The 23,414-nt window shown below is 46.2% G+C and carries 15 protein-coding genes and 1 pseudogene; 8 read left to right on the top strand and 8 right to left on the bottom strand.

Features of this window, described 5'->3' with window-relative positions; all coding sequences use genetic code 11:
- Positions 1–189 precede the first annotated feature (189 nt).
- Positions 190–843, top strand: coding sequence for a GTP cyclohydrolase I FolE (gene folE / locus R7Q46_RS14170; RefSeq protein ID WP_005373478.1), 654 nt, complete (start codon positions 190–192; stop codon positions 841–843).
- 45 nt (positions 844–888) lie between these two features.
- Here folE and R7Q46_RS14165 read toward each other — a convergent pair whose 3' ends face one another.
- Entirely contained in the window at positions 889–1,836 is a 948-nt protein-coding gene (locus R7Q46_RS14165; protein ID WP_005373475.1) for a TDT family transporter, read from the bottom strand.
- 261 nt (positions 1,837–2,097) lie between these two features.
- Positions 2,098–3,501, bottom strand: coding sequence for a H(+)/Cl(-) exchange transporter ClcA (gene clcA, locus R7Q46_RS14160; RefSeq protein ID WP_005373473.1), 1,404 nt, complete (start codon positions 3,499–3,501; stop codon positions 2,098–2,100).
- Positions 3,502–3,973: 472 nt separating this feature from the next.
- Between clcA and R7Q46_RS14155 the strand changes: the two genes are divergently transcribed.
- On the top strand, positions 3,974–4,588 hold the full coding sequence (locus R7Q46_RS14155; protein ID WP_250154622.1) for a hypothetical protein: 615 nt from the start codon (positions 3,974–3,976) through the stop codon (positions 4,586–4,588).
- On the opposite strand, the gene R7Q46_RS14150 is transcribed toward R7Q46_RS14155, so the two are convergent.
- On the bottom strand, positions 4,569–4,982 hold the full coding sequence (locus R7Q46_RS14150; protein ID WP_005373470.1) for a helix-turn-helix domain-containing protein: 414 nt from the start codon (positions 4,980–4,982) through the stop codon (positions 4,569–4,571). The genes R7Q46_RS14155 and R7Q46_RS14150 overlap by 20 nt on opposite strands.
- A gap of 95 nt (positions 4,983–5,077) precedes the next feature.
- On the opposite strand from R7Q46_RS14150, the gene R7Q46_RS14145 reads away from it, so the two are divergent.
- The 6 genes and pseudogenes from R7Q46_RS14145 to R7Q46_RS14120 all read left to right on the top strand — a co-directional run.
- Positions 5,078–5,986 carry an aldo/keto reductase gene (locus R7Q46_RS14145; protein WP_005387688.1) on the top strand — a complete coding sequence of 303 codons (909 nt, stop codon included), beginning with the start codon at positions 5,078–5,080 and terminating at the stop codon, positions 5,984–5,986.
- A gap of 367 nt (positions 5,987–6,353) precedes the next feature.
- Positions 6,354–7,358, top strand: coding sequence for a response regulator (locus R7Q46_RS14140; protein ID WP_005373466.1), 1,005 nt, complete (start codon positions 6,354–6,356; stop codon positions 7,356–7,358).
- Positions 7,358–7,795 carry a PAS domain-containing protein gene (locus tag R7Q46_RS14135; RefSeq protein WP_005373463.1) on the top strand — a complete coding sequence of 146 codons (438 nt, stop codon included), beginning with the start codon at positions 7,358–7,360 and terminating at the stop codon, positions 7,793–7,795. The genes R7Q46_RS14140 and R7Q46_RS14135 overlap by 1 nt, the downstream gene beginning before the upstream one ends.
- Before the next feature lie 86 nt (positions 7,796–7,881).
- Positions 7,882–9,423 carry an NAD(P)H-hydrate dehydratase gene (locus R7Q46_RS14130; RefSeq protein WP_213871416.1) on the top strand — a complete coding sequence of 514 codons (1,542 nt, stop codon included), beginning with the start codon at positions 7,882–7,884 and terminating at the stop codon, positions 9,421–9,423.
- A 436-nt stretch (positions 9,424–9,859) separates the two neighbouring features.
- Positions 9,860–10,903: a GMP reductase gene (locus tag R7Q46_RS14125; RefSeq protein WP_005373458.1), complete on the top strand. Its 1,044-nt coding sequence runs from the start codon at positions 9,860–9,862 to the stop codon at positions 10,901–10,903.
- Between the two features lie 1,790 nt (positions 10,904–12,693).
- Positions 12,694–12,874: pseudogene (locus tag R7Q46_RS14120) on the top strand (IS5/IS1182 family transposase); the annotation flags it as partial.
- Positions 12,875–13,238: 364 nt separating this feature from the next.
- Here the strand turns inward: R7Q46_RS14120 and R7Q46_RS14115 are convergent.
- The 5 genes from R7Q46_RS14115 to R7Q46_RS14095 all read right to left on the bottom strand — a co-directional run bounded on the left by R7Q46_RS14115 (position 13,239) and on the right by R7Q46_RS14095 (position 23,353).
- A complete protein-coding gene (locus R7Q46_RS14115; RefSeq protein WP_213871415.1) occupies positions 13,239–15,947 on the bottom strand; it encodes a GH92 family glycosyl hydrolase in 2,709 nt (902 codons plus the stop codon).
- A 47-nt stretch (positions 15,948–15,994) separates the two neighbouring features.
- Positions 15,995–18,415 carry a GH92 family glycosyl hydrolase gene (locus R7Q46_RS14110; RefSeq protein ID WP_213871414.1) on the bottom strand — a complete coding sequence of 807 codons (2,421 nt, stop codon included), beginning with the start codon at positions 18,413–18,415 and terminating at the stop codon, positions 15,995–15,997.
- Positions 18,416–18,547: 132 nt separating this feature from the next.
- Positions 18,548–21,379 carry a GH92 family glycosyl hydrolase gene (locus R7Q46_RS14105; protein WP_213871413.1) on the bottom strand — a complete coding sequence of 944 codons (2,832 nt, stop codon included), beginning with the start codon at positions 21,377–21,379 and terminating at the stop codon, positions 18,548–18,550.
- Positions 21,380–21,500: 121 nt separating this feature from the next.
- The gene (locus R7Q46_RS14100) at positions 21,501–22,901 is read right to left on the bottom strand and encodes a fructose-specific PTS transporter subunit EIIC (protein WP_025552477.1); all 1,401 of its coding nucleotides are present in this window, start codon (positions 22,899–22,901) and stop codon (positions 21,501–21,503) included.
- Positions 22,902–22,912: 11 nt separating this feature from the next.
- Complete coding sequence (locus tag R7Q46_RS14095) at positions 22,913–23,353, bottom strand: PTS sugar transporter subunit IIA (protein WP_213871412.1); 441 nt, start codon at positions 23,351–23,353, stop codon at positions 22,913–22,915.
- Positions 23,354–23,414 lie beyond the last annotated feature (61 nt).

Genomic DNA, 23,414 nt, shown 5'->3' with positions numbered 1-23,414 from the left:
AATCCGAGTATCCTTGTCAGCCATCCAAAAGGGGTAAAAAACCTGCGGAGCTCAAGAAAATCAGCTCAGTACCTTCATCTGATGTGACTTGGTGTAAAGACACGAACTGAGCAACTCAAAGCGAAAAGTATGAATGCAATTTTGATTGGGTTTGTACGAAGGCTGAAGTAAAACAAAAGAGGAAGTGGAATGTCAGGTCTTAGCGAGTCAGCGAAGTTAGTAAAAGAAGCGCTAGAGCAACGCGGTTTGGAAACGCCAATGCGTCCAAACAACGTAAGTCGTGAAGAGAAGAAAGAGAAGATCGAACACCACATGCGTGAGATCTTAGGTCTACTTCAACTTGACCTTACCGACGATAGCCTAGAAGAAACCCCTCACCGCATTGCTAAGATGTACGTTGACGAAATCTTCTCTGGTCTGGATTACTCCAACTTTCCTAAAATCACAGTGATTGAGAACAAGATGAACGTGAGCGAGATGGTTCGCGTGAAGGACATCACAGTGACCAGTACTTGTGAACACCACCTTGTGACCATCGATGGCAAGGCTGCTGTGGCTTACATTCCTCGTGGCAAGATCATTGGCCTATCAAAGATCAACCGTATCGTTCGCTTCTTTGCGCAGCGTCCACAAGTTCAAGAGCGTATGACTCAGCAGATTCTTGTTGCACTTCAAACGTTGCTTGAGTCTGATGATGTGGCAGTGACAATTGACGCAACACACTACTGTGTGAAATCTCGCGGTGTGATGGATGCAACCAGCGAAACGACAACAACTGCATTGGGTGGCATCTTCAAGAGCAACCCAGCAACGCGTGCCGAATTTCTGCACGGTTTACGCTAGGTAACCAAGTACTATTCTAAGAGGATGGCAAACGCCATCCTTTTTTTATGCTTGTTTAGAAAATGACTTCATGATTTCTGGCCAATACATTTTGACGTAACCTGCCGATACCCAAACAACCAATACAGTCGCGATACTGAGCTCTAGAAAACCAAAGTCGTGTAGCCAGTGCCAGTGAGGGTGCGATTCGGCGAAAAAAGAGGTCAAGCGATGCATTGCGATGGCGCTGATCACGGAAGGAAAGGTTACTGCCGCGATAGAAGGTTGAAACTTCAAGCGAAGTAAGCGGAAGTAACATAAGTAGATCAATAACGTCATAGTGATGGCGATCCCGGCCAATGCGCCTGTCAGTATCGGATCAGGCAAGGGAAAGTTCACCAAGTATGCTGCTAATGACAAGTTTACCGGCGCGGCCATAATCGCGAGGGTTGGTCTTGCTCGCCTTGGTAGAGAGCCGAAAAACACCAAACGATACAACACGAGTGGCAGCATGAAGAAATAAATGCCGATGCACATCATCGCTAACGTTTCGGAGAATAAGTTGTGACCTAGTTGAGATCCGGCTAGTGAACTACTGATCAGCCCCACCGGATAAAGAAACCAACTCGGTACGATATTGGACATTTTGAAGTTCATTAGCTGAAAGCTAAAAAACAGCACCATCATAGTAAAATGCAGCAAAAGCGCCATAAACCAAAGTGGATAAGCGATGATAGGCGCTACAGCGGCAAGATAATCTGCAAGGATCAGTAACGCCATACTCATTGGTGCCATTAAACTACCACTCAGCGGGTGACGAATGTCGACCATGAATAATCGTGGATTCGCGGCATATTTTATGAGTACAGGGGCGAGTAAAAGTGCGCCGAGTGACGCCAAAAATGGGCGTATCGGTTCACCAATCTCAGGAACATAGAGTGCCCAAGCTTGCCCTAAACCTATCATACCTAGTGCCAACGCGGCTTGAGACGGCGGGACACTATAAAACTGCACAAGTCTTCTCCAGTTCAAATCTACTCCATTTGATTTTTGCCTGAATGAAACGAAACATGACGATTTGGATGAAATGCTCTATTTAAGTAGCGAATACTAACAAGTATGGAGAGGGGTTTCTCATGAAAGGTGGTGAGCAAATATCAGAGAATGATAATTTTGTGAGTTTGGTATCGAATATTTGGGAAAAGATGCAAAAATGCAGAGTTTATCGCTCCAACCCCTTCGATAGTCTGGAGCGAAGTGATAACAAAGAGAATGTTATGTTGATTGATTCTCCGGTAGATCCTGTTGGCGTAACTTTTCGTTTTTGATTGTGCGATGCAGCAGCTGGCTGTAAATAGGTTGTCCACCCAACAATTGAGCAATAATCACAGCGCCCAAACAAGTAATGATCAATGGCAGGATTAAGTAGTAGTTATTCGTCATTTCAATCACTAACAGAATACCAGTAATCGGTGCACGTACCGTTGCAGCAAACAGGGCCCCCATGCCCGCAATCGCAAATACACCAGGCTCGATATCAAGCGCAGGGAGCAAAACATCAGCACTTGCTCCGAACGCGTAGCCAAATAAGGTTCCCAGAGCAAGCATAGGTGCAAAGATGCCTCCAGGCGCACCAGAACCAAAACAGAGCAGGGTTGTAATTACACGACCAAAGAAAAGCAAAACTAAAATGGATACCGAGTAGTTACCGTTAGTAATGTCAGGAATAAGGCCGATACCACCACCAGTTAGTTGGGGTACGTACAAAAGAAGCAAACCAAACACGCCTCCCAGTAACGAACCCACAATCAAGTAGCGCTTACGATCGTTTTTGTGAATTGCGACAAAACTGTCTTGTGCCACGGTAATCAGTTTATTGAAGATCACGCCAAACACGCCAAACAATGCGCCAAGCAATAAAAACAGCCATAGGGTTTGAAGCTCTGGCGACTGGTATTGCGGCATAGTGATAACGGCGTCTTGCCCGTTGATGGCGCGAAACACTATGTTCGCCATAATGGCAGAAATGATCACTGCGCGAATTGAGATCAAAGAGTAGCGAAACTGAGGTCGCATTTCCTCCACAACGAACATAATGCCTGCGAGTGGGGCATTAAAAGCCGCAGCCAAACCGCCAGCAGCACCAGAAGCGAGCAGGGAGTGGCGGGTATCGTCATCCTTTACGCGGAATATATCGGTCACCATTCGACCAACAGCGCCCCCCATTTGAACGGTTGGGCCTTCACGACCCAGCACCATACCTGAGCCAAGTGCGCCCATGCCGCCGAAGAATTTTACTGGTAGAACTCGCCACCAGCGCACTGGACGAATATTATCCATTGCCCCTTCGATTTCAGGAATACCAGAACCTGCCGCTTCTGGCGCAAAGCGGTGCACAAGAAAATAGCCAATAAAAGCTAAAAGTGCGCTAATGAGAACCGCTGCCAGCCACAACGGTAGAACATTACCAATTTCGCTTCTTAACCATTCTGTTCGTGTTTCAGAAACGAAATGAACGGCAAGCTCGAAATACGTACCGACAAAACCAGCCAACGTACCCACAATGGCGGCCATAATGAGAACAGAAAATGGTGTTGACCCTCGAGAGACAAACTGGTTAATCGCATCTTTCGGTACGTGCGCCAACACAGATTTCACAATTCTCTCGCGTTTGGTCATTAACAAGCTCTCCTGTTGCTGGGGGGGAAGGGACGAAAGAAAGTATACGCTTCGCAGAGTCTAGACCTAATCAATAAAGATGCAATTTAGCTTTTCACTATTGAGTGTTTGAAGTGTCGCGATATTATTCATTCACTCAGATTGTGCTATTGCTCTCATAATTTAGGATAAAAAACTTGTTTTTTGAGAAAAATGAACCATGCTTTAAATGTAAAGCAACATGACTGCTTCAGAAGGAGGGATGTGAGGTTTTACACACAATTTGGATGGATTCAAACCCTACGGTAAGTCCTCGTTTTATGTTCGGGATGCATCAATAGACATCGCCGATTCGCACACTCACGATTGAGTAACGAGGTAGAGGCGCACGCACATGTGCGCCTTCTTAATTTCTGCGTTATAACTTTCATCACCATAACTTTCATCGCCACCTGCCACTATTTTTCTCTTGAACATTTTCTTGCAGTCAGTAATGTCTTGGTTCGATGTCAACCAACTAGAGCAGTGCATGCGCTTTTATCTTCGACTCTTACTTTCTTTATGTTGTTGTTCGGTAACGTTTCCGGCACTTTCAACGCCGAGCTGGTGGCAAGACACGTTGTCAGCAATGCCATATTCCAATCTAAAAGAACGTATAGAAAAAAGTGGAAGCTGGTATGGTTGCGAAGTGCAGCTGCGAGACAACTCAACGTTTATCAGCGCATTTTGTTTGGATGATTTTTCGTACTACCAGCAGCACTTGTATGGTGAAGTGATTTTGAGAAGAGAAAGTGCTCAGTTCTCGTTTCTTACTGAATACGAGTGGCAGCGTCTGAATGACTTACTTCTCAACTTAAGAAAGGATGGGTTAGTTTTACGCAGAGTTACTATCGGACAAGAACACTATGATGTCGTTGAAGCTCTGGAAAAGAAATCTTCCGAACTTGTCGATAAAGAAGTTATTTTGTTGATGAACCGCTATCCGCAAGAAGCGATTCGAAGTTTGCTTTGGGTAAAACCGGACGAGTTTCTGACGCCATCACCGTCCTTAAATGTGCACTTGCGCAGTGATGGCGAAATTATCGAGGTCAAAGTGACTCGTTTTTAGATTCTTTATGGAGAGATAGGAAGGTCGCCATTGCAGACTCATCCAAAAAACCATCCGATTTTTTGTGAGCGCGCAGGTATTGATAGCCTGCGATTAGCTTGCGGTGTATCTCTTCTGCATCGTCTGACAACGGCTGATTCATAACGTGTTGAAAGGCAAGTTTGTACGCATCCATATCCACGACTTCAGCACGGCGATATAAATAACCACATCCCGTTGCTAACCATTCAAGAGAGCAATTGGCGCGCATTGCAATTTGATTTGCTTTAGTTAGGCTAGGTTCACTGCCTTTAAGGTATTTGCGTATTAAAGCTTCAGACACATCGACGCGTCGAGCGAACCCGCTGATGCTTTCTTCTCCGATCAGGGTGGCTAGGCGTTGGGCAAAAGACATATTTCGTACTCCAGTTCGAATTGCGAAAGTTTACCCGTTGAGCCGGTACGAAAACAAGACTACGATGAATGCAGATCAATTGAAGGAGAAAACCCATGGTTGCAAAAGTAGTAACTGCACCAAAAGGCCCAGAGTTCTCAGAGCTGGTTCAAGGATATTGGCGTGCAGTTGAGTGGGGAATGACGGCTCAAGAGCGTTTGTCATTTCTTAAGCAACACATTGAGTTAGGCATTACGACAGTCGATCACGCCGACATCTACGGTAATTACGAGTGTGAGGCGTTGTTTGGTGAAGCGTTAGCTTTAGACAAGAGTGTTCGTGAGCAAATTCAGATCGTGACGAAATGCGACATCAATTTGTGTGGCGATAAAACGCCAGAGCGTAAGATCAATCACTACGACACGAGCTCAGCACATATCTACCAATCGGTGAATAACTCGCTAGAACGTTTGAATGTGGATGAAATCGACGTACTTTTAATTCATCGTCCTGACGTGTTAATGGATGCGGACGAGGTTGCAGAAGCATTTTCTGAGCTTCACAAAGTCGGCAAAGTGAAGCACTTTGGCGTGTCTAACTTCACTCCACGCCAGTTTGAACTGCTGCAATCTCGCCTAGGTAAGCCGTTGGTTACTAACCAAGTGGAAATCAACCCACTTAACTTTGAGGTTGCTCACGATGGAACGCTTGATCAAATGCAAATGTTGCGCACGCGACCAATGGCTTGGTCTTGCCTCGGTGGTGGTTCAATTTTTAGTGGTGACAGTGAGCAAGCTGTTCGTGTCCGTAACGAATTAGAAGCAATTCGTGAAGAAGTGGGCGCAGCGAGTATTGACCAAGTAATTTATGCCTGGGTACGTCGTTTGCCATCTAACCCTATTCCAATCATTGGCTCTGGTAAAATCGAGCGTGTGCAAACTGCAGTTAATGCATTGAACATCGAACTTACTCGAGAGCAATGGTATCGCGTATGGGTGGCTTCTAAAGGTCATGGTGTGCCATAGAATTGATATATTATCGATGAAATTGTTATTAAAGGCATCCTCTAGCAGGGTGCCTTTTTAGTTTTAGCGCGTTGCTGTTTACCCATTATGGAAATGGAAAGAATGAAATTCGAGCAAAAATGGGCTTTGGATGTTAGCTGCAACTTTTTGCTTACTTTTGGTGGAGGAGTTTTACCCATGTTTGTTTTATGTCACTAAACAGCGAATGTGATGCTTGCTTTTTAGTCATTTTGTTCACTCATTCATTCATATTGCGTATGCTTATTGAATAATAAAGAAATAAAAAACTCGTCAGTTTTCTCGTATTACATGCTGTAACAATCTGTTAGACTCCGGCGCAGATTGTGGAATATAAAAAGGTGATTGAATGTCTTTTCCCGTACTCATCTGTGATGATTCAGCGTTAGCACGCAAACAGATGGCGAGATCACTACCAGCCACATTGAATGCCGATATTACGTTTGCTATCCACGGAAAAAACGCGCTAGAAGAACTCGAAAAAAACGAGTTTAAATTGATGTTTCTTGATTTGACCATGCCAGAAATGGATGGCTTTGAAACACTAGAGCACATGCAACGGTTGGGGGATAAAACTCCGGTGGTTGTGGTGTCGGGGGATATCCAACCTAAAGCGAAAGAGCGCGTGTTCGCACTGGGTGCAAAAGCGTTTATTCAAAAACCGATCGCCAAAGATGAACTCAAGAAGGCGCTTAAAGAGTTGGTCGAGCCAGAACCTCGTCCTCAAATTATCACGCCTGTCTCTATTGAGTTACCGATTTTACGTCGTCGCGATATTTACATGGAAGTGGCTAACGTTTCAATTGGTCGAGCAGCCGATGCGTTGGCGCGTCACTTTGACGTGTTTGTGCAACTACCTCTGCCGAACGTCAATATCTTTGAAGTGAGCGAACTTCACATGGCGCTACGCGACTTGGCGTCGCATGACAACGTATCGGGCGTTTGTCAGGGATTTTGTGGCGAAGGTATTGCTGGCGAAGCGCTAGTGATTTTGAGTGATTCAAGCGTATCTGATCTCAAAAAGTTGATGAAAGTACCAGCAGACAGCGAAGAGCTAGAAGAGCTTGAGCTGCTAATGGATATTTCTAATATTTTGGTGGGGTCGTTCTTAAATGGTTTAGGCGAGCAGTCTGAAGTCCGATTCTTCCAAAGTCCACCAGTACTCCTTGGTCAGCATATCTCAATTGACTCGATCATTGAATCTACAACTGGAGCATTCAGCCGCACGATGACATTCGAAGTGAGCTACAACATTGAAGGAACGTCGATTCGTTGTGACTTGTTGTTTATGTTTGTGGATGAATCCTTGCCGCTGCTTGATAACAAACTGTCTTATCTAATGGAGGAGTTCTAATGTTGAATATGCCAGCAGAGTTTGAACAATTCCATTGGATGGTGGATATGGTACAAAACGTCGACATGGGCTTAGTGGTCATTGATCGAGATTACAATGTACAGGTCTGGAATGGGTTTATGACTCATCACAGTGGTTTGCAGTCTCATGATGCGATAGGTCGTTCTATATTTGATATCTTCCCTGAAATCCCACAGGAGTGGTTTAAATTAAAAACAAAACCAGTGTATGACCTAGGCTGTCGCAGCTTCATCACATGGCGACAACGACCTTACTTATTTTGCTGTCGCAATGTTCGACCAGTCACGCAGCAAGCGGAGTTTATGTACCAGAATGTTACGTTGAACCCAATGCGCACACCGACTGGAAAAATCAACTCGTTGTTTTTGTCTATACAAGACGCGACGGCTGAAGCTCTGATGTCTCAGAATCAATAGCGATAAAAAACTTTCTCAAAAGCCAAGGTCCGCCTTGGCTTTTTTGTATACTTATAATTGTGTTTCCCAATGCGTAGAACGTGAATATGGACTTTAATCTCGCCCTAAAACTCTACACCGCAGAGCAAGTAAAAAACGGTGAAACGCTGGCTGCGCAAATGGCTGGTGTTTCTATGTATAGCTTAATGCAACGCGCTGGTATGGCCGTGTATGAGCGCTTTTTACATCTGTATCCTAAATCAAGAAATATCTTAGTGATTTGCGGTAAAGGGAATAATGGTGGTGACGGATACGTATTTGCCTCGCTTGCTAAACAAGCGCAACTCAATGTACAGGTTTTCCAACTTGGTGATGTGACTGCGCTCAAAGGTGATGCTTTGCGCGCATACCAAGATTGGCAGTCAATCGACGGTGTTAACAATGATTGGGATGAATGGAATACCGCATTGCTAGAAGCAGATGTGATCATTGATGCCATGTTAGGTACTGGTTTAAGCGGTGAGGTTCGTTCGGAGTATCGTCGCTATATTGACCAAATTAATCAAATTCATACCCCTGTGATTGCAGTCGACGTTCCTTCTGGTCTGTGTGCTAATACAGGTGCAGTTTTAGGTGATGCTATTCGTGCCGAGCATACAGTAACCTTCATTGGGTTTAAGCAAGGCTTATGCACTGGACAAGCGAGAGATCGCGTTGGCGAGCTCTACTTTTGTGGTTTAGGCGTCAATACTAAGTTTGATACTATCGAAGTAGAAAGTGCATTAGGTATTGATCATCAGGTTGTTTCAAGATTAATGCCCAAGCCAAATCCAACGGTCCATAAAGGTGACAACGGGAAGTTGCTTTGTGTTGGTGGCAACCAAGGGATGTCTGGAGCGATTCGTTTATGTTCCTCCGCTGCGATTAGAGCCGGAGCTGGTTTAACTGCCGCAATTACTCACACGAGTAGCCTTATTCCACTGCAGGTTGGTTGCCCAGAAGTAATGAGCCAGAGCATCACCGCTGACTTACTCAGGGATACTGAGAACGACTTAACTAAACGCATTCGCTGGGCTGACGTATTCGTGTTTGGTCCTGGCTTTGGAGATGATGAGTGGGCTTATCAAGCCTATCAATATCTGGCTCAAGAGCAGAAACCTAAAGTTGTTGATGCTGATGGCCTCAATATTCTAGCGATGCTGAGCCAGCGATGCGATGGCACTCTGGTGTACGACAACCATCGAGTGATCACGCCGCATCCTGGAGAGGCAGCTCGACTACTAAATGTAACCATTCAACAAATAGAAAGTGACCGATACTCTGCTGCAAGACAACTGCAAGAGCGTTATGGCGGTGTAGTGGTTTTAAAAGGCGCGGGGACGCTTATTTACGATGGAACGAGAATGTACGTCTGTCTAGCGGGTAACGCCGGAATGGCGACGGGGGGAATGGGAGATGTGTTATCTGGAGTCATTGGTGCATTACTAGCCAAAGGTTTACCAATTTCTGTTGCCGCACGTTTAGGTGTGGTACTTCACAGTCATGCTGCTGATATAAACGTGAGTCAGAATGGTCAAATTGGTCTTTTGGCAAGTGATGTCGTTAGCACTCTTCGTACCGCTATCACCCAAGAGCTCTATCGAAATTAATTAGATTTCATGCATTGCTGAGAAAATTGGTCGATTTTTTTGAGTACTTTTTTACGAATTAGCAGGGCATCTTAGTATTAGGTGATTGAGTTTTAGGCAGGTTTGAGAGGTGATGCGTTTTAATTTTTAAGATATGACGCAAAGGTTTGCGCAATAGGTTAACTCAAGTGCTTTCTCAAGTTGTTGATAGTTATAAATAATAAGAGGTTTTGGTGACTTGGGGAGCGTTTTTGATATGCGATTTTCAAGATGGTATCACAAAAAAAATTCAAATATCAGACTTGTAGGAAATAAATCACAGCCTATAATGCTGAAAACCGGAGCGTCTGCCAACGCTCCGGTTTTTTTGTGTCCGAAGAACAGTGAACTCGTCTGCCAACGAAATCACTACGCACTCTGGAATGACACATATACATATGAATCAAGGAATTACACAATGCGTATCGAACAAGAACTTAAGTTAGGTTTTAAAGATGTACTGTTTCGCCCGAAACGTTCTACCCTTAAGAGCCGTTCTCAAGTAAATTTAACCCGCGATTTTACATTCAAGCATAGTGGTCGTCAATGGTCTGGTGTGCCAGTAATCGCAGCAAACATGGATTCGGTTGGTAGCTTTGCAATGGCTAAAGCGCTGGCTGAGCATGGTGTAATGACCGCTGTTCACAAACATTACACGGTAGAAGATTGGGCTGAGTTTGCTAAATCAGCAGATAAAGTAACCATGAATAACGTTATGGTGTCTACGGGAACATCTGACGCAGACTTCCAAAAAACCAAAGACATCATGGCGCTTTCAGATGAATTTATTTTCATTTGTATCGACATTGCTAATGGTTACTCAGAGCATTTGGTCGAGTATGTTGAACGCGTGCGAGCTGAGTTCCCAGACAAGGTCATTTCTGCAGGCAACGTGGTTACTGGTGATATGTGTGAAGAGCTAATCCTAGCTGGTGCAGACATCGTTAAAGTGGGTATCGGCCCAGGCTCAGTTTGTACAACTCGTGTAAAAACGGGTGTTGGTTACCCGCAGCTTTCTGCAATCATCGAGTGTGGCGATGCAGCGCACGGCCTTGGTGGCATGATCGTCGGTGACGGTGGTTGTTCTTGTGCGGGTGACGTAGCGAAAGCATTCGGTGGTGGAGCGGATTTCGTAATGCTAGGCGGGATGCTAGCGGGTCACGAAGAGTCAGGCGGCGAAGTGATCGAGAAAGACGGCGAGAAGTTCATGAAATTCTATGGCATGTCGTCGAAGAGCGCGATGGATAAGCACTCAGGTGGTGTCGCTGGCTACCGTGCGGCCGAAGGTAAAACCGTATTATTGCCATACCGTGGTAGCGTTCACGGTACTATTCAAGACATCCTTGGAGGCGTTCGCTCAACTTGTACATACGTGGGTGCAGCAAAGCTTAAAGAGCTAACCAAGCGTACTACATTCATCCGCGTTCAAGAACAAGAGAACAACGTGTTCGGTAAAGAGTAAATCGACTGTATGTAACAAGTGTAAAAGCAACCATATATTGATATTTGGTGCAACCATAATTTGATATTGCCTCTTCATCAGTCTATTGCTTTTTAAGTTTATGACATTTTTGAAGAGGCAGTTTTATGTCTGCTCTACCTTCCCCTTCTACAGCCAGCCTGCTTTAACTTGAAACTGCGTTTGACACTCCTGCTCGAAACTAAATCACGTGAAAAACATACACCGTTACGTCAGTGCTAAGATGGGAAAAAGAGTCACGGTAGAATCATTTTAGAATGTGCCGCTTGTTATCATTTTGATTTCGAGCTTACCATCGTTCGTTTTTGCTCCTAGCCGATACGGCTTTCATACTGCTTCAATAGCAAAACCCATACCTATGTTCCAGACTTTCTAGTATCAGTTTGATACCGGTGAATATACGCTGTATGAAGTAAAATCCGATATGGAGAGTTCAAAATCGGCATTTCAATGTGAATGGGAAGCAAAAGTACAAGGCGCGTTTGCGTTAGGTTTGGAGCTAGAACTGGTTACAGAGGAAGAAATACTGGATGAGGTTATCTCTAGCAACCTTAAACTTTTGCATCGATATTCCTCAAGAGATAACCGAACCACTTTCATCAAACTCTCCTTACGATGTTAAAACTGAATGGTACCCAAACAGCGAAAAGTTTAGGACATCACCTCTGTCTAAATGGAAGAAAAATATTTCCATTCCTGTGTGATTTGCTCTCTCGAAGCCTACTGAAAACAAGCTTAGAGACCTCACCTCCTCTCGAATCTGAATTGGGTTGTTATGCCTAAGAAATCGTTCTCGAGTTTTCATCGGAAGTCGGCACTTCAGCAAGAAAAGCCTGAGCCAAATGAGAGGGTGTCGATACCAGCGATGTTGATGAAGAAACATATCGAGATATATCTGCATTTCCTGACAATATAGCCACTCAAATTACTTTTCGTCTAAGCATTCTTCGTTATTTAGCACTGTAAGTGCGAAAAATCATTCCAAAGACTATTGAACCACATCGTGTTGTACTACAACGGTTATATGACAGGATTATTCCAAGTGCAATATCAATACACCGGTGGTTGGTTTTCAGAGTATCTGATTGTATAGCTCCAAGGAATAAAGATAAGGGTAATAGTAAAGTCAAGGACCAACATTCGTTGATGCTTTGATGAAACAAGCTGTAGAAAAAGTTATCTTTGGGCGAAAAGCGCGTATCAGAAGGGCCAACAAGCGCGTGCGAAGGCAATTACGTCAGCATAATCTGAACAATGGAACGAAGTACAAATAGCCAACTTATGAATCCCTTCGGAAACGGGTTAAAAAGAAGGTCCCTTTCGAATTACTGACCGCGGAGAAGGGGGAGCGAGTCGTGAAAATAGAGTTCCGTCGGATGGGAAAAAAGATGTTGAGTTTTTACGTCTTTGAGAGGGTAGAAATAGATCATACGGTAGTAGATCTCTTTGCTGTACATGAAGAACATCGCGTGCCATTGGGCCGACCTTGGCTTACTCAATTAGTTGATTGTTACAGCAAAGCAGTTATTGGTTTTTACCTAGGGTTTGAACCACCTTGTAATTAGGTGGTTAAGTAAATCTCGATGTTTGCTCAGTAACTCATTAGATAAACAACCTAAGTCCGTGACTTCCATACCTACAGTTAAGATTGATTCCAATATTTCGACTGCAACTGAAGTTGAACCGCTCTTGACCAATTTAACTAACACATAATTAATATTGCTGACGGTGCGATTATGCTCAGGTGAAACATTGAAAAGTTGTTTTTTTACCAAAAGCTCTATGGTTCGAAAAAAGTGGGAACGAAAGTATGGTTACCACAGGCCTTCATCGTCGGAGACCGCTGTGTATCGCGTAAAACAACTATTAGGCGCTTCACTCACGCTTCGAAATTACCACGCACAAGTTGGGGAGACATACGCCATTATCAAAGCACTCAACACGCATACTTGAAAGAGGTTTTTGGTTATATCGATGCGACAACGTTAATAGACATGATGATTACTCCTGTTCTTACTGGTTGCACCATTAGTTTGGTACAACGGTGCTAAAAGGGAGGTGCGAAGATCACATCAAAGCTACTAAGTGCATTAAGGTAGAGTTGATACTTGGACTATCTATATATGCGATCAAATCGCAGAATTCAGCATTGGAAAGGTTCGACCGATTTTGTCAACACGCTGTCCGTTACTTCTACTCATACTAAGTGCGCCATTAGTTTGGCGCAACGAAGCTAGATAGGAGATCCGTTCATCACATCAAATCCCCCTGTATTCCTCAAGCTATTTTAGCCTGAGGAACACATTTCATGTGAAGCTTATTGAGGCGCTTTCATCGCTTCAGATTTGTCTGAAGTCATGACGAAATGCAGCTCACCACCATCTTTCAAATCGCTGTGCGCGAAGCTGAAGTTGTCACTCAATTGTTTGCCGTTGATGGTCACCGACTTCACGTAGATGCTCTCTTGGCTGTTGTTTTCTGAGGTGATGGTGAATTTACCGTCCGCGACTGGAATCACGGCTTTGTCGAACAGAGGACGACCGATGGTGTAGCTTGCTTCGCCCGGTGTGACTTGGTAGAAGCCCAATGCAGACATCACATACCACGCCGACATTTGACCGACGTCTTCGTTACCAATCAGACCTTCATGGGTTGGGTGGTAGAACTCGTTCATCGCTTGGTCGACGATTTCTTGTGTCTTCCAAGGTTCTGCCGTCCAGTTGTAGAGGTAAGGCACGTGATGATCTGGCTCGTTACCCATCACGAACTGACCGATGTAGCCCGACATGTCGTGTGATTGGCTTGTATCGGCGTTGGAGTCCGCATTAAACAGCGCATTCAAGTTGGCTAAGAATGCCGCTTTGCCTTGTTCGGTTACGTCTTCAGGAAGAGAGAAGTCAGTACGGTCAATGTGCTCGCCGCCCATCACGTTAGCCAGACCGTTCAAGTTGTGCGGTGCAAACCATGTCCATTGCCATGTATTGCCTTCAGTAAAGTCTTCACCACGGTGCTCGGCGCGGTAAGGCCAGAACACGTCACTTTCGTTGAGTGCTTTGCGGTCTTTACACGCGTTGTAGTCCATACCGTCTGGGATAGACAGCGCCATGTTCTCGTCCAAACATTCGGCTTTGAGGTTGTTTGCCCAAACCTTGCTGCCGCTGTTCATGTAAGCCGGACGCATAAAGCCCGTTGCACCCAATGCGTTGCCTTTGGTGTCTTGCAGTTTGCCATATTGCTCTAGGTTGTAATCGAAGTAGTTCTTGAACGATTCAGAGCGCGCCATGTAGCGGTCGTACTGTTGGTCGTTGCCCGCAAGTTTAGCGATCTGAGCGATACACCAGTCGTAGTATGCGTTCTCAAGACCGTAAGACACCGACTCGTTCACGAGTTCGTCGTATTTATCGACTTTTAAGCCTTCTACGTAACCCGGTTTGTCACCAGAATCCGGTGCCCATTTGGTGTTAGCTGGAATAAAGCCGACGTCTTCTTGGTAGTCGTTGTGACGTGTCATGACTGTGAAGCGTTTGTCACCGTTCCAAGCGTCTTGGTAAGGCACCCAGTTCTCTGTTTTATCAAGGTTGAAGTTGACTGTTTCGTCAGCAGCTTTCAGTGCCAAATCAAACTCGGCAGCAGTAAAAGCTTCTGGGTGTTTGACCATGATATCGGCAATAACCGAGACCGCAGGATGTCCGACCATTTCACCAGTGTAATCCGAGTGCAGTTCCCATTTTGGCAGCACGCCGCCCGTTTGGTATTTGTTCAATAGATCGCGTGCGTGTTCAATCGCGCGGTCTTTATCGATGATGGTTTTCAATGGGTGTGCAGCGCGGAAGGTATCCCACATTGAGTACACTGAATAGTTCACTAAGCCATCTTCTGCTTGGTGCACTTTGCCATCCATGCCACGGTATTTGCCATCCACATCTTGGTATAGGAATGGAGCAACAAACGTACGGTAGAGCGAGGTGTAGAACATGGTTTTGTCTGCTTTGTTGCCGCCTTCCAGTTCAAACTCGCCAAGGATGTTTTCCCAAGCCACGCGGTTTTGTTGTACGACGTTGTCGAAATCCCAGCCGTTAGTGTCTGCTTCTAGGTTTTTCAATGCGCCGTCAACGCCAGTGCCAGAAATCGCTACTTTGACCACCAATGGCTCATCGCTCTTACCAAAGTTCAAATGCGTCAGGACATCGTTTGCGCGTTTTGCCAAACGTTCTGGGTCAGGTTCTGGTTCGCCCGGCATTGGTTTGTGCTCTGCGTAACCACGGTAATCTTCCAAGCCGACTTCGGTAGCGTCAGTTGGAGTCAGTTTGCTCTCAGAAGCCAGCTTGGTGTACAGGTTCTCTTCAATGATTGGATCAGAGAATTCTGCCGCGAAGAACACGGTTTGCCATTGACCCCATTCGTTTGAGGTACGTGCACCTACGACGGTGGTGTCGTTAACTCGTTTGTAGTAGATGCTGCGAGAGTGGTTGCCGTATTGCTCCAACAGTTCGTGTTGCAGGTCGATACGTACTTTGCGGTCTTCACCCGGCTTGAAGGTGTAACGTTGGAACGCCACGCGGTCGGTTGCAGACAGTTCAGCTTTTACGTCGGTTTCTACAAGGTCAACCGAGTAGTAACCAACCTCTGCCACTTCCGAGCTTTTATCCATGGTCACGGCATCGGTATTGAAGCCTGTGTATGGCAAGAAGGCGAAGTCGTTTAAATCGCCTTTACCTGCGCCGGAAATGTGAGTCATTGAGAAGCCAGAAAGCAGGCTGTGCACAGGATCGTATTCGACAGGTGAGCCTTTACCATTCCAACCGTTTGGATCGAAGTTATCTGGTGATGGTTGAATCATACCTTCTGGCATGACTGGAGATGGGTTGACGTTGCCAAGACCTTTAGTGCCAATCAAGGTATCAACGAATTCCAAAGTAGGGGTAGAGATAACAGGAGTTTCTGGATCAGAGTCGCTGCCACAACCAGCAAGACCAAGCATGGCGGTTAACACTGCGGTAGAGAGTAGGGTTCTTTTTAGTTTCATTGTTTTTATTCCACGAGAAAAGGGGACACGAGGTCCCCTCAAAATCATTATTCGCCAAGGTTGGCTTGCATTGCTTCAGACTTGTCAGCTGTCATCACGAAGTGCAGTTCGCCGCCTGCTTTGAATTCGCTGTGCTGGAAGGTGTTGTACACATCCAGAGGCTTGCCGTTGATGGTCACTTCTTTGATGTACATGTTGTCTGGACCGTTGTTTTCAGCCGTTACCGTGAAGGTGCCAGAGCCAATGTCTACCGTCGCTTTGTCGAAGATTGGACGACCGATGCTGTAGGTTGGATCGGTTGGCGAGATTTGGTAGAAGCCTAGTGCTGACATCAAGTACCACGCCGACATTTGACCTACGTCTTCGTTACCGATGATGCCGTCTGGTGTCGGTTTGTAGAACTGGTCGTAAACTTGGTCTAGGTATTCCTGCGCCTTGTAAGACTCTTCAGTACGGTTGTACAAGTAGATAACGTGGTGCGAAGGCTCGTTACCGTGAATGTACTGACCAATGTAGCCTGTCATGTCTTGGTGCGCTTCGCCGCCATTTGGATCGGCAGTAAATAGGTTGTTCAGCTTGTCGTTCAGACCTTGAGTGCCGCCCATGATTTCAGTCAGCTTGTCCAAGTCTTGCATGAACGCCCATTGCCACTGCCACGCGTTACCTTCTGTGTAGTAGAACGCGTCAGACTTGTAAGGGTCGAAGTCAGTAGAAGCGTATTTCAGTGCACATGGGTCGCCTTCTTTCAGTTCTGTCGGTACAAAGAAGCCTGTGCCGTCTGCGTTACCTGCTTCTGCATCCCAGTGTTTCAAAGAGTTGTAAGAACGAGCTTTGAACTCTTCATACGCGTCCATATCGCCAGCGGCTTTTGCCATTTCTGCGATCGTCCAATCGTAGAATGAGAATTCCAACGAGTACGACACTGAGTTCCAGTTCGGGTAGCGAACACACTGTTCTTTCTCGTGGTAGTTCAACTGACCTGCCATAAGTGAGCTTAGGATGTCGTCATGAATCTGTGGGTACTCATGTGGTGTGTAGCGAGCTGATTTTACTGATGCCGTGTAAGCTTGCTCTGCATCAATCAAGCCTTTGGTTACCGCATCGCCCAGAATCGCTGCCGATGGGTAGCCGATCATGGTGCCGGTTTCTGAGCCGTGACCTTCCCATTTCGGCAGTAAACCAAACTCGTCGTTAGATTTACGAATCAAGTCTTTGACGTATAGCGTTGCTTGGTCTGGGTCGATGATGGTCCACATTGGGTGAACGGCGCGGAACGTATCCCACGTTGAGTAAATCGAGTAGTTTGGTGTGTCGACATCTTTCAGTGTGCGCACCGTGCCAAGCATATCCACGTATTGACCATCCACATCGTAGAACTCGATTGGGGCGATCATCATGTGGTACATGCCAGTGTAGAAGTTGGTTTTCTCTGCGTCTGTGCCGCCTTCAACTTTGATTTTTGCTAGTTTCTCAGCCCACGCGTATTCCGCGTCTTCTTTCACTTGTGCTAGGTCGAAACTTGGTGCTTCCGCCTCTAAGTTTTTCTGTGCGCCTTGCCAGTTAACAGGAGAGATACCGACGCGGATTTCAATTGGCTCTTCGCCTGTGCCGAAGTTTAGATAAGCGGTCAGATCATCGCCTGAGTAAACCGCGCCATTGCGCATTTCGCGAGTTGGTTCTAGATCTTGTTCGCCCAACAGTGCCTTGGCGATTGGTTGGTTGAATTTCGCGTAGAAGAAGATGTCCTGACCTTGGTGATCTTGCCCTTGGAACCAGCCTGTTGATGTTTTACGACCGCGAATGGTGTATTCGTCCACCACTTCTACTTTGTTCTTCAAAGACTTGCCGTTGTTGTTCATTAGGGTATGACCTAAATCGAACTTCACGTTACGGTCCGCGCCTTCAGCAAAAGTGTATTTGTGCAAACCAACGCGTTTGGTTGCGCTCAGTTCCACTTCGATTTGACCTTGGTTCAGCTTGGTTTTGTAGTAGCCTGCGCTTGCTTCTTCATTGGCTTTGTCGAAAGAGTTCAGTTGTGTGTTCGCCATGTCTGCGTATGGCAGAACCAAGATGTCGCCTAAGTCCGTTGCGCCTGTACCTGAAAGGTGAGTATGGGAGAAGCCGTACAGCGGAACGTCAGTGTTAACTACTTCGCCAGTTTCGTAGTTGGATGAATCCCAGTAGCCAGATGCCGAGTGCCAAGGGTTAAGTCCTGATTCATGGTCTGTGTTAGAGCCGATGAAAGTATCTGGAGACAGTTGAACCATACCTGCCGGTACCGTCGCGCCCGGGAATGTATGACCAGAAGCTGCTGTGCCGATCATAGGATCGACGTATTTCAACACCGCAAGATCAACAATTGGATCGCCCGGCAGTGAAGAGGAAGAATCGTTGTCGCTGTTACAGCCAGCCAAGCCACCCGTCAGACCAACCAGGATAGCCAAAGAGATAAGATTACGTTTAAACATGTGCATACCGTTTTGTCGTTATTTGTATATAAAAGTGTTTATAAGAGACTGTTTATAAAGGACTGCTTATAAAGTTTTCTTGTAGGGATAGCCGGGAGATGCGCTCCCCCGGCTGAGTTGTCACTATTGGGATTAACGAGAACCTGCTGGCATCTCGTCTTCATGCAAGAACTCACCGATGCCTTGTGCTGGTGGAAGATCTTGCTCTAGAGAGCCCCAACGTTGATTTGGTTTGTCGCCCATCACGAACTCCAACTCACCGCCGTACATGATTTCGTCATGAGTCAGGTAAGTACGGTTGAAGTCTTTGCCGTTGTAGCGAGCCGATTGAATGAAGATGTTTTCGCGGCTAACGTTCTTCGCAGTAACCGTGAACTTCTGGTTGTTGCCGACATCGATAGACGCGCTTTCAAACAGCGGAGTACCGATTTCGTAGATGCCAGAAGAAGCATTCACTGGGTAGAAGCCAAGTGCACGGAACACGAACCACGCAGAGAGCGTACCGAAGTCGTCGTTACCACAAATGCCGTCAGCGGTATTCTTGTAGCAAATGTTGGTTGCTGCTGCGATGGCTGCCTGACCTTTCCAAGGTTGACCGACGTAGTTGTACAAGTACGGCACGTGGATATCTGGTTCGTTACCTTGAACGTGCTGACCAACGTTACCTGTGTTGAACACTGGGAATTGGTTGTCGCCGGCGTTGCGGTCCGGGTAGGTTGACCAGTATTCATCCAAGCGTGCTGCGAACAAGTCACCGCGTTCTGCTTCAGGGTTTTGTGTCTTGTCGAAGCGTGTCATCAGATCAATCAAGCCATGAATGTCGTGCTGAACACTGAACGAGTATTGCCAGCCGTTAGACTCAGAGAATGCCCAGTTGAACATGTCTGGACGCCAGTCTTTACCCACCGCGCGACCGGTGATTGGGTCTACCCAACCTGCATCGATAAACTCGCCATCGTAGTCACGGGCTTTGAACCAACCTTGGTATTGCTTACCGCCGAAGTCGAATTGCGCTTGCCAGTTTTTAGAACGGTTAGCGAACTCGGTGTAGCGTGGATCTTCTTCACCGAAGACTTCTTTGATTGATTGCGCGATTGCCCAGTCGTTCATTGAGTATTCAAGCGAGTAAGATGCTGTCCAAGAGTCTTTAAATGGTGAGTGACCGCCGTAAGAATCTGGTGGAGTGTCGTGCAATTGCGCTGGCACGTAACCTTGTTCTTCGTACTCTTTGATCCATGCTACGCCTTGGCTTGTTGCGGCGCGCGCGTCAGTGATCATCGCTTCAACCAAGCGCTCTTTCACGTCTTTGCGCTCTGCTTCTGTAAAGCCAAGGTCGATCATGCGTTTTTCTAGTGAACCTTTCGACAACACATCATGAATCACAGGCGTTGAGTGCATGCCCATCATCATGCCTGTTTCGTTGCCTTTGAATGTCCACTCAGGCAGGCGACCTTTACGCACGTTGCCTTTGTCATCCACCCATTCTTCTTCGGCGTAAGACAGCATAGACAGCACCACGTCTGCTAAGCGGTCAGGTTCAAGAATCGAAGACAGCGGTTGAACTGCGCGGTAGGTATCCCACAAAGAGAAAGTGTCGTAGCGCGTGAAGTCTGCTTTGCCATCTTTGTTGGCATCGGCAGTGCGGATTGACTCTTTCAGCGTATCAATCTTATCGCCCCAAGGTGTGTTGCCATCTGGGTAAGCGTTACGACCTTGGTGAACTTGGCGGTAGCGACCATCTAAGTCAGAGTGAATGGTTTGACCTAGGTACGAGTGGTACATCGCGGTGTAGAACGTCTGTTTGTAATCTTCGTCGCCAGAGACTTGGATCTTGCCGAGTTCGTCTTCCCATTTTTTCGTTGCCGCTTCGCGTACTTGGTCGAAGTTCATGCCCGCAACTTCTGTCATGTTAAGAGAAGCACCTGATTTGCCGTTCTCGCCGATCTCAACGTTTGATAGCGCTAATTTCGCTTCAACCGTTAAGCCGTCTTTTGATGTGTCGAACTCAACGTAAGCGCGCGCGTATTGGTACTTGCCGCGTGTCTCGTTACCGATTTCTGTAATGCCTTCTGGCACATCCATGTAACGACCTTGCTCTTTATCGTAGTAAGCAAAGCGAACGTTTTTGATTGGTTGGTCGAATTCCATCACGAAGAATTCTTTTTGGCTTGGTGCCCAGCCATCTGAGAAACGGTGACCTTCTAGACGGTTATTGTCTTTGTCCCATTTCAAGTAAGAATCTGAGGTATAGTCCCAGTTAATTTTGAAGCCAGTGTTCACGATGATTTCTGACTTCTCATCACGAGGGAAGGTATAGCGGTGTACACCAACGCGATCCGACGCCGTCAACTCGGCTTTGATGTCGTAATCCAATAGATCGACTTTGTAGTAGCCTGCCGTCGCTTGCTCGTCACGATGTTGGAAGCGAGACGCCTCTAGGTTGAGCGTTGCTGAACCTTCATCAATCATGTAATCCGAACGTGAGTTGATTGGCATGACGAGAATGTCGTTCAAGTCGCCAGCACCTGCTCCGGAAAGGTGGGTGTGAGAGAAACCGGAAGTACGTGCGTCGTGGTAGTAGTAGCCTGAAATGTATTCCCAGCCGTTAGAACCGTTGTTTGGAGAAAGCTGCACCATGCCGTGTGGTGTGGTTGCACCAGGGTAGGTGTTGCCTAGGTTACCTGTGCCGATGAATGGGTTGACGTAGCGTGTTACGTCCATATCGGCGAAATCTACCGGGATGTGAACACCCATGTCGATTTCAGGTGTTTCTGGGTTTGGCTTGTCATCACAGTCGCCATCGCCAACTGGAGGACATACTGGCTTGCCGCCGTCAGGAATATCCGGCAGCGCAGGGGTGGTATCACCGCTTTCATAAATGTTGGTTGTGTCGTCGTTACAGCCAGTCAGGCCGACTAGACCACTTAAAACTGCGCAAGCGAGTAGGGAAGTTTTGAATTTCATTTTTAAAGCCTTGTAAATTGTAGGGTTATATAATTAAAAAAATCAGGGGTATTACTAAAACTTAAAAACTTGAAATAGAGCCCTTTGGGGGAAAGGGCTCTTAGGGGGAGGAGCTTAAGGTTTAAGCTTTCACAAGAGTCGCTGCGTTACGCATCGCTTCTTTCGTTGAACACTCAACAACGTTTGCTTTTGCAAAGCGGTGAGCGTCTTTTACTTGGATATCGTGAGCTAGAATAACCAACTTCGCGTTTGCTACATCTAGGTCTGTGATGCGGTTCTGGATACCGTTTTGACCTTGAGTTTCTACTTTGATTTTTAGACCCGCTGCTGCACCTGCTTTCTCTAGTGCTTTCGCTGCCATGAATGTGTGTGCTACGCCAGATGGGCAACATGTTACTGCTACGATGTCGTACTCGCCTTCGCCTGCTGCTGGAGCTACTTGAGCTTGCGTCGGTGCTGCTTCTGCGATTTCGTCTTCTGCTTCTTCTTCAGCAACTGGTTTCCAGAAGCCAACGATAACCGCAGTTGTTAGTGAGCCTAGTGCGATACCCACAACGTACATTGGGATGTTGCTTGATACAGGTGCTGTGATTAGACCGCCCCATGGTGCGTGTAGTAGTACGTCTGTTAGGAAGCCGAACACACAGCCAACGATACCACCAGCAACGATTGAAGGAAGAACGCGTACAGGGTCGTTTGCTGCGAATGGGATAGCACCTTCAGAGATACCGATAGAGCCCATGATTGCTGCTGCTTTGCCTGCTTCTTGCTCTTGCTTAGTGAACTTCTTCTTGAATAGGAATGTTGCTAGTGCCATACCTAGAGGAGGCGTACAGATTGCAATACCAACACCACCCATTAGCCATGGTTGTGTATCAACTTGAGTTTGAGCGAATAGCGTCGCTACTTTGTTGATTGGACCGCCCATATCGAATGCCGTCATACCACCAAGAATCGTACCTAGAACCACTTTAGAAGCGCCAGCCATAGAAGCTAGGAATTCGTTCATAGAAGCCATGAAGATCTTGATTGGCTCACCGATACCCCATAGAACGATACCTGCAGAGATAAGCGTACCAACAAGTGGGTAGATGAAGTAAGCGCCCAACGCAGTCATGTTAGCAGAAAGAGGGATCTTCTTAAGTTGGAATACCACACCACCAGCGATGAAGCCCGCTACGATACAACCAAGGAAGCCGCCGCCCATGTCAGCCATGATGCCAGAAGAGATCATCGCTGGAGCAAGTGCCGGTTTGTCTGCAATTGAATAACCAATGAAGCCACCAAGAATAATTGGGAACAGCACCAGACCTTTAATACCGATATTAGAAATATCCGCCAATAAACCGTCCGCAGGAACCGCACCTTTACCTGATGCCATTACCGCCAGCGCCAGTAGTACACCACCCGCAACGATAAATGGAAGCATGTGAGAAGTACCGAATAAAAGGTGACCTTTCATGGTACTGAGTAGTTTTTTGAAATCGCTATTATTAGTAGCTTGAGCTGTGATTGTACTCATAATTTCACGCCTTATGAATTAATTAAAATATTTAGTATTTGGTTTTCGTCTTTTGCGTTATGAATATCTTCAATAAACTCTTCGCTAAATTTTCCGAATAATTCTTGAAGAACATAAATATGGTGGTCGGCACCGTTATCTGGTGAAGCAATCATGAAGAATACGGTCGGTTTGACTCCCTCTTCGTCGCCATACTCGATGCCTTCGCGCTTTACGCCAACAGCGATTGCAGGCTCTGTGACCGCTTTGCTTTTTGCGTGTGGGTAGGCGATGCCGTCCATTGAAGTTACGCTTAATACTTCACGTGATTCTATGTCGGTTAAAAAATCCTCTTTGCTGCTGATTCGATTATTTCCGAATAGCATTTTCGCTAGCTCTTCAAAGACTTCTTTTTTATTATTTGCTTTAAGATTGCCTTTAATTAAATTGACGTTTGTTAGTTCTGTAATCATTTTGTGACTCATTGGTACTGAAGTAATGAGGCAAATTTAATTAATATTACGGTTTTCTGAA

Source organism: Vibrio sp. 811 (assembly GCF_033339195.1).
The sequence above is the reverse complement of the archived record's forward strand: the minus strand, read 5'-3'. Positions and strand labels throughout refer to the sequence as shown.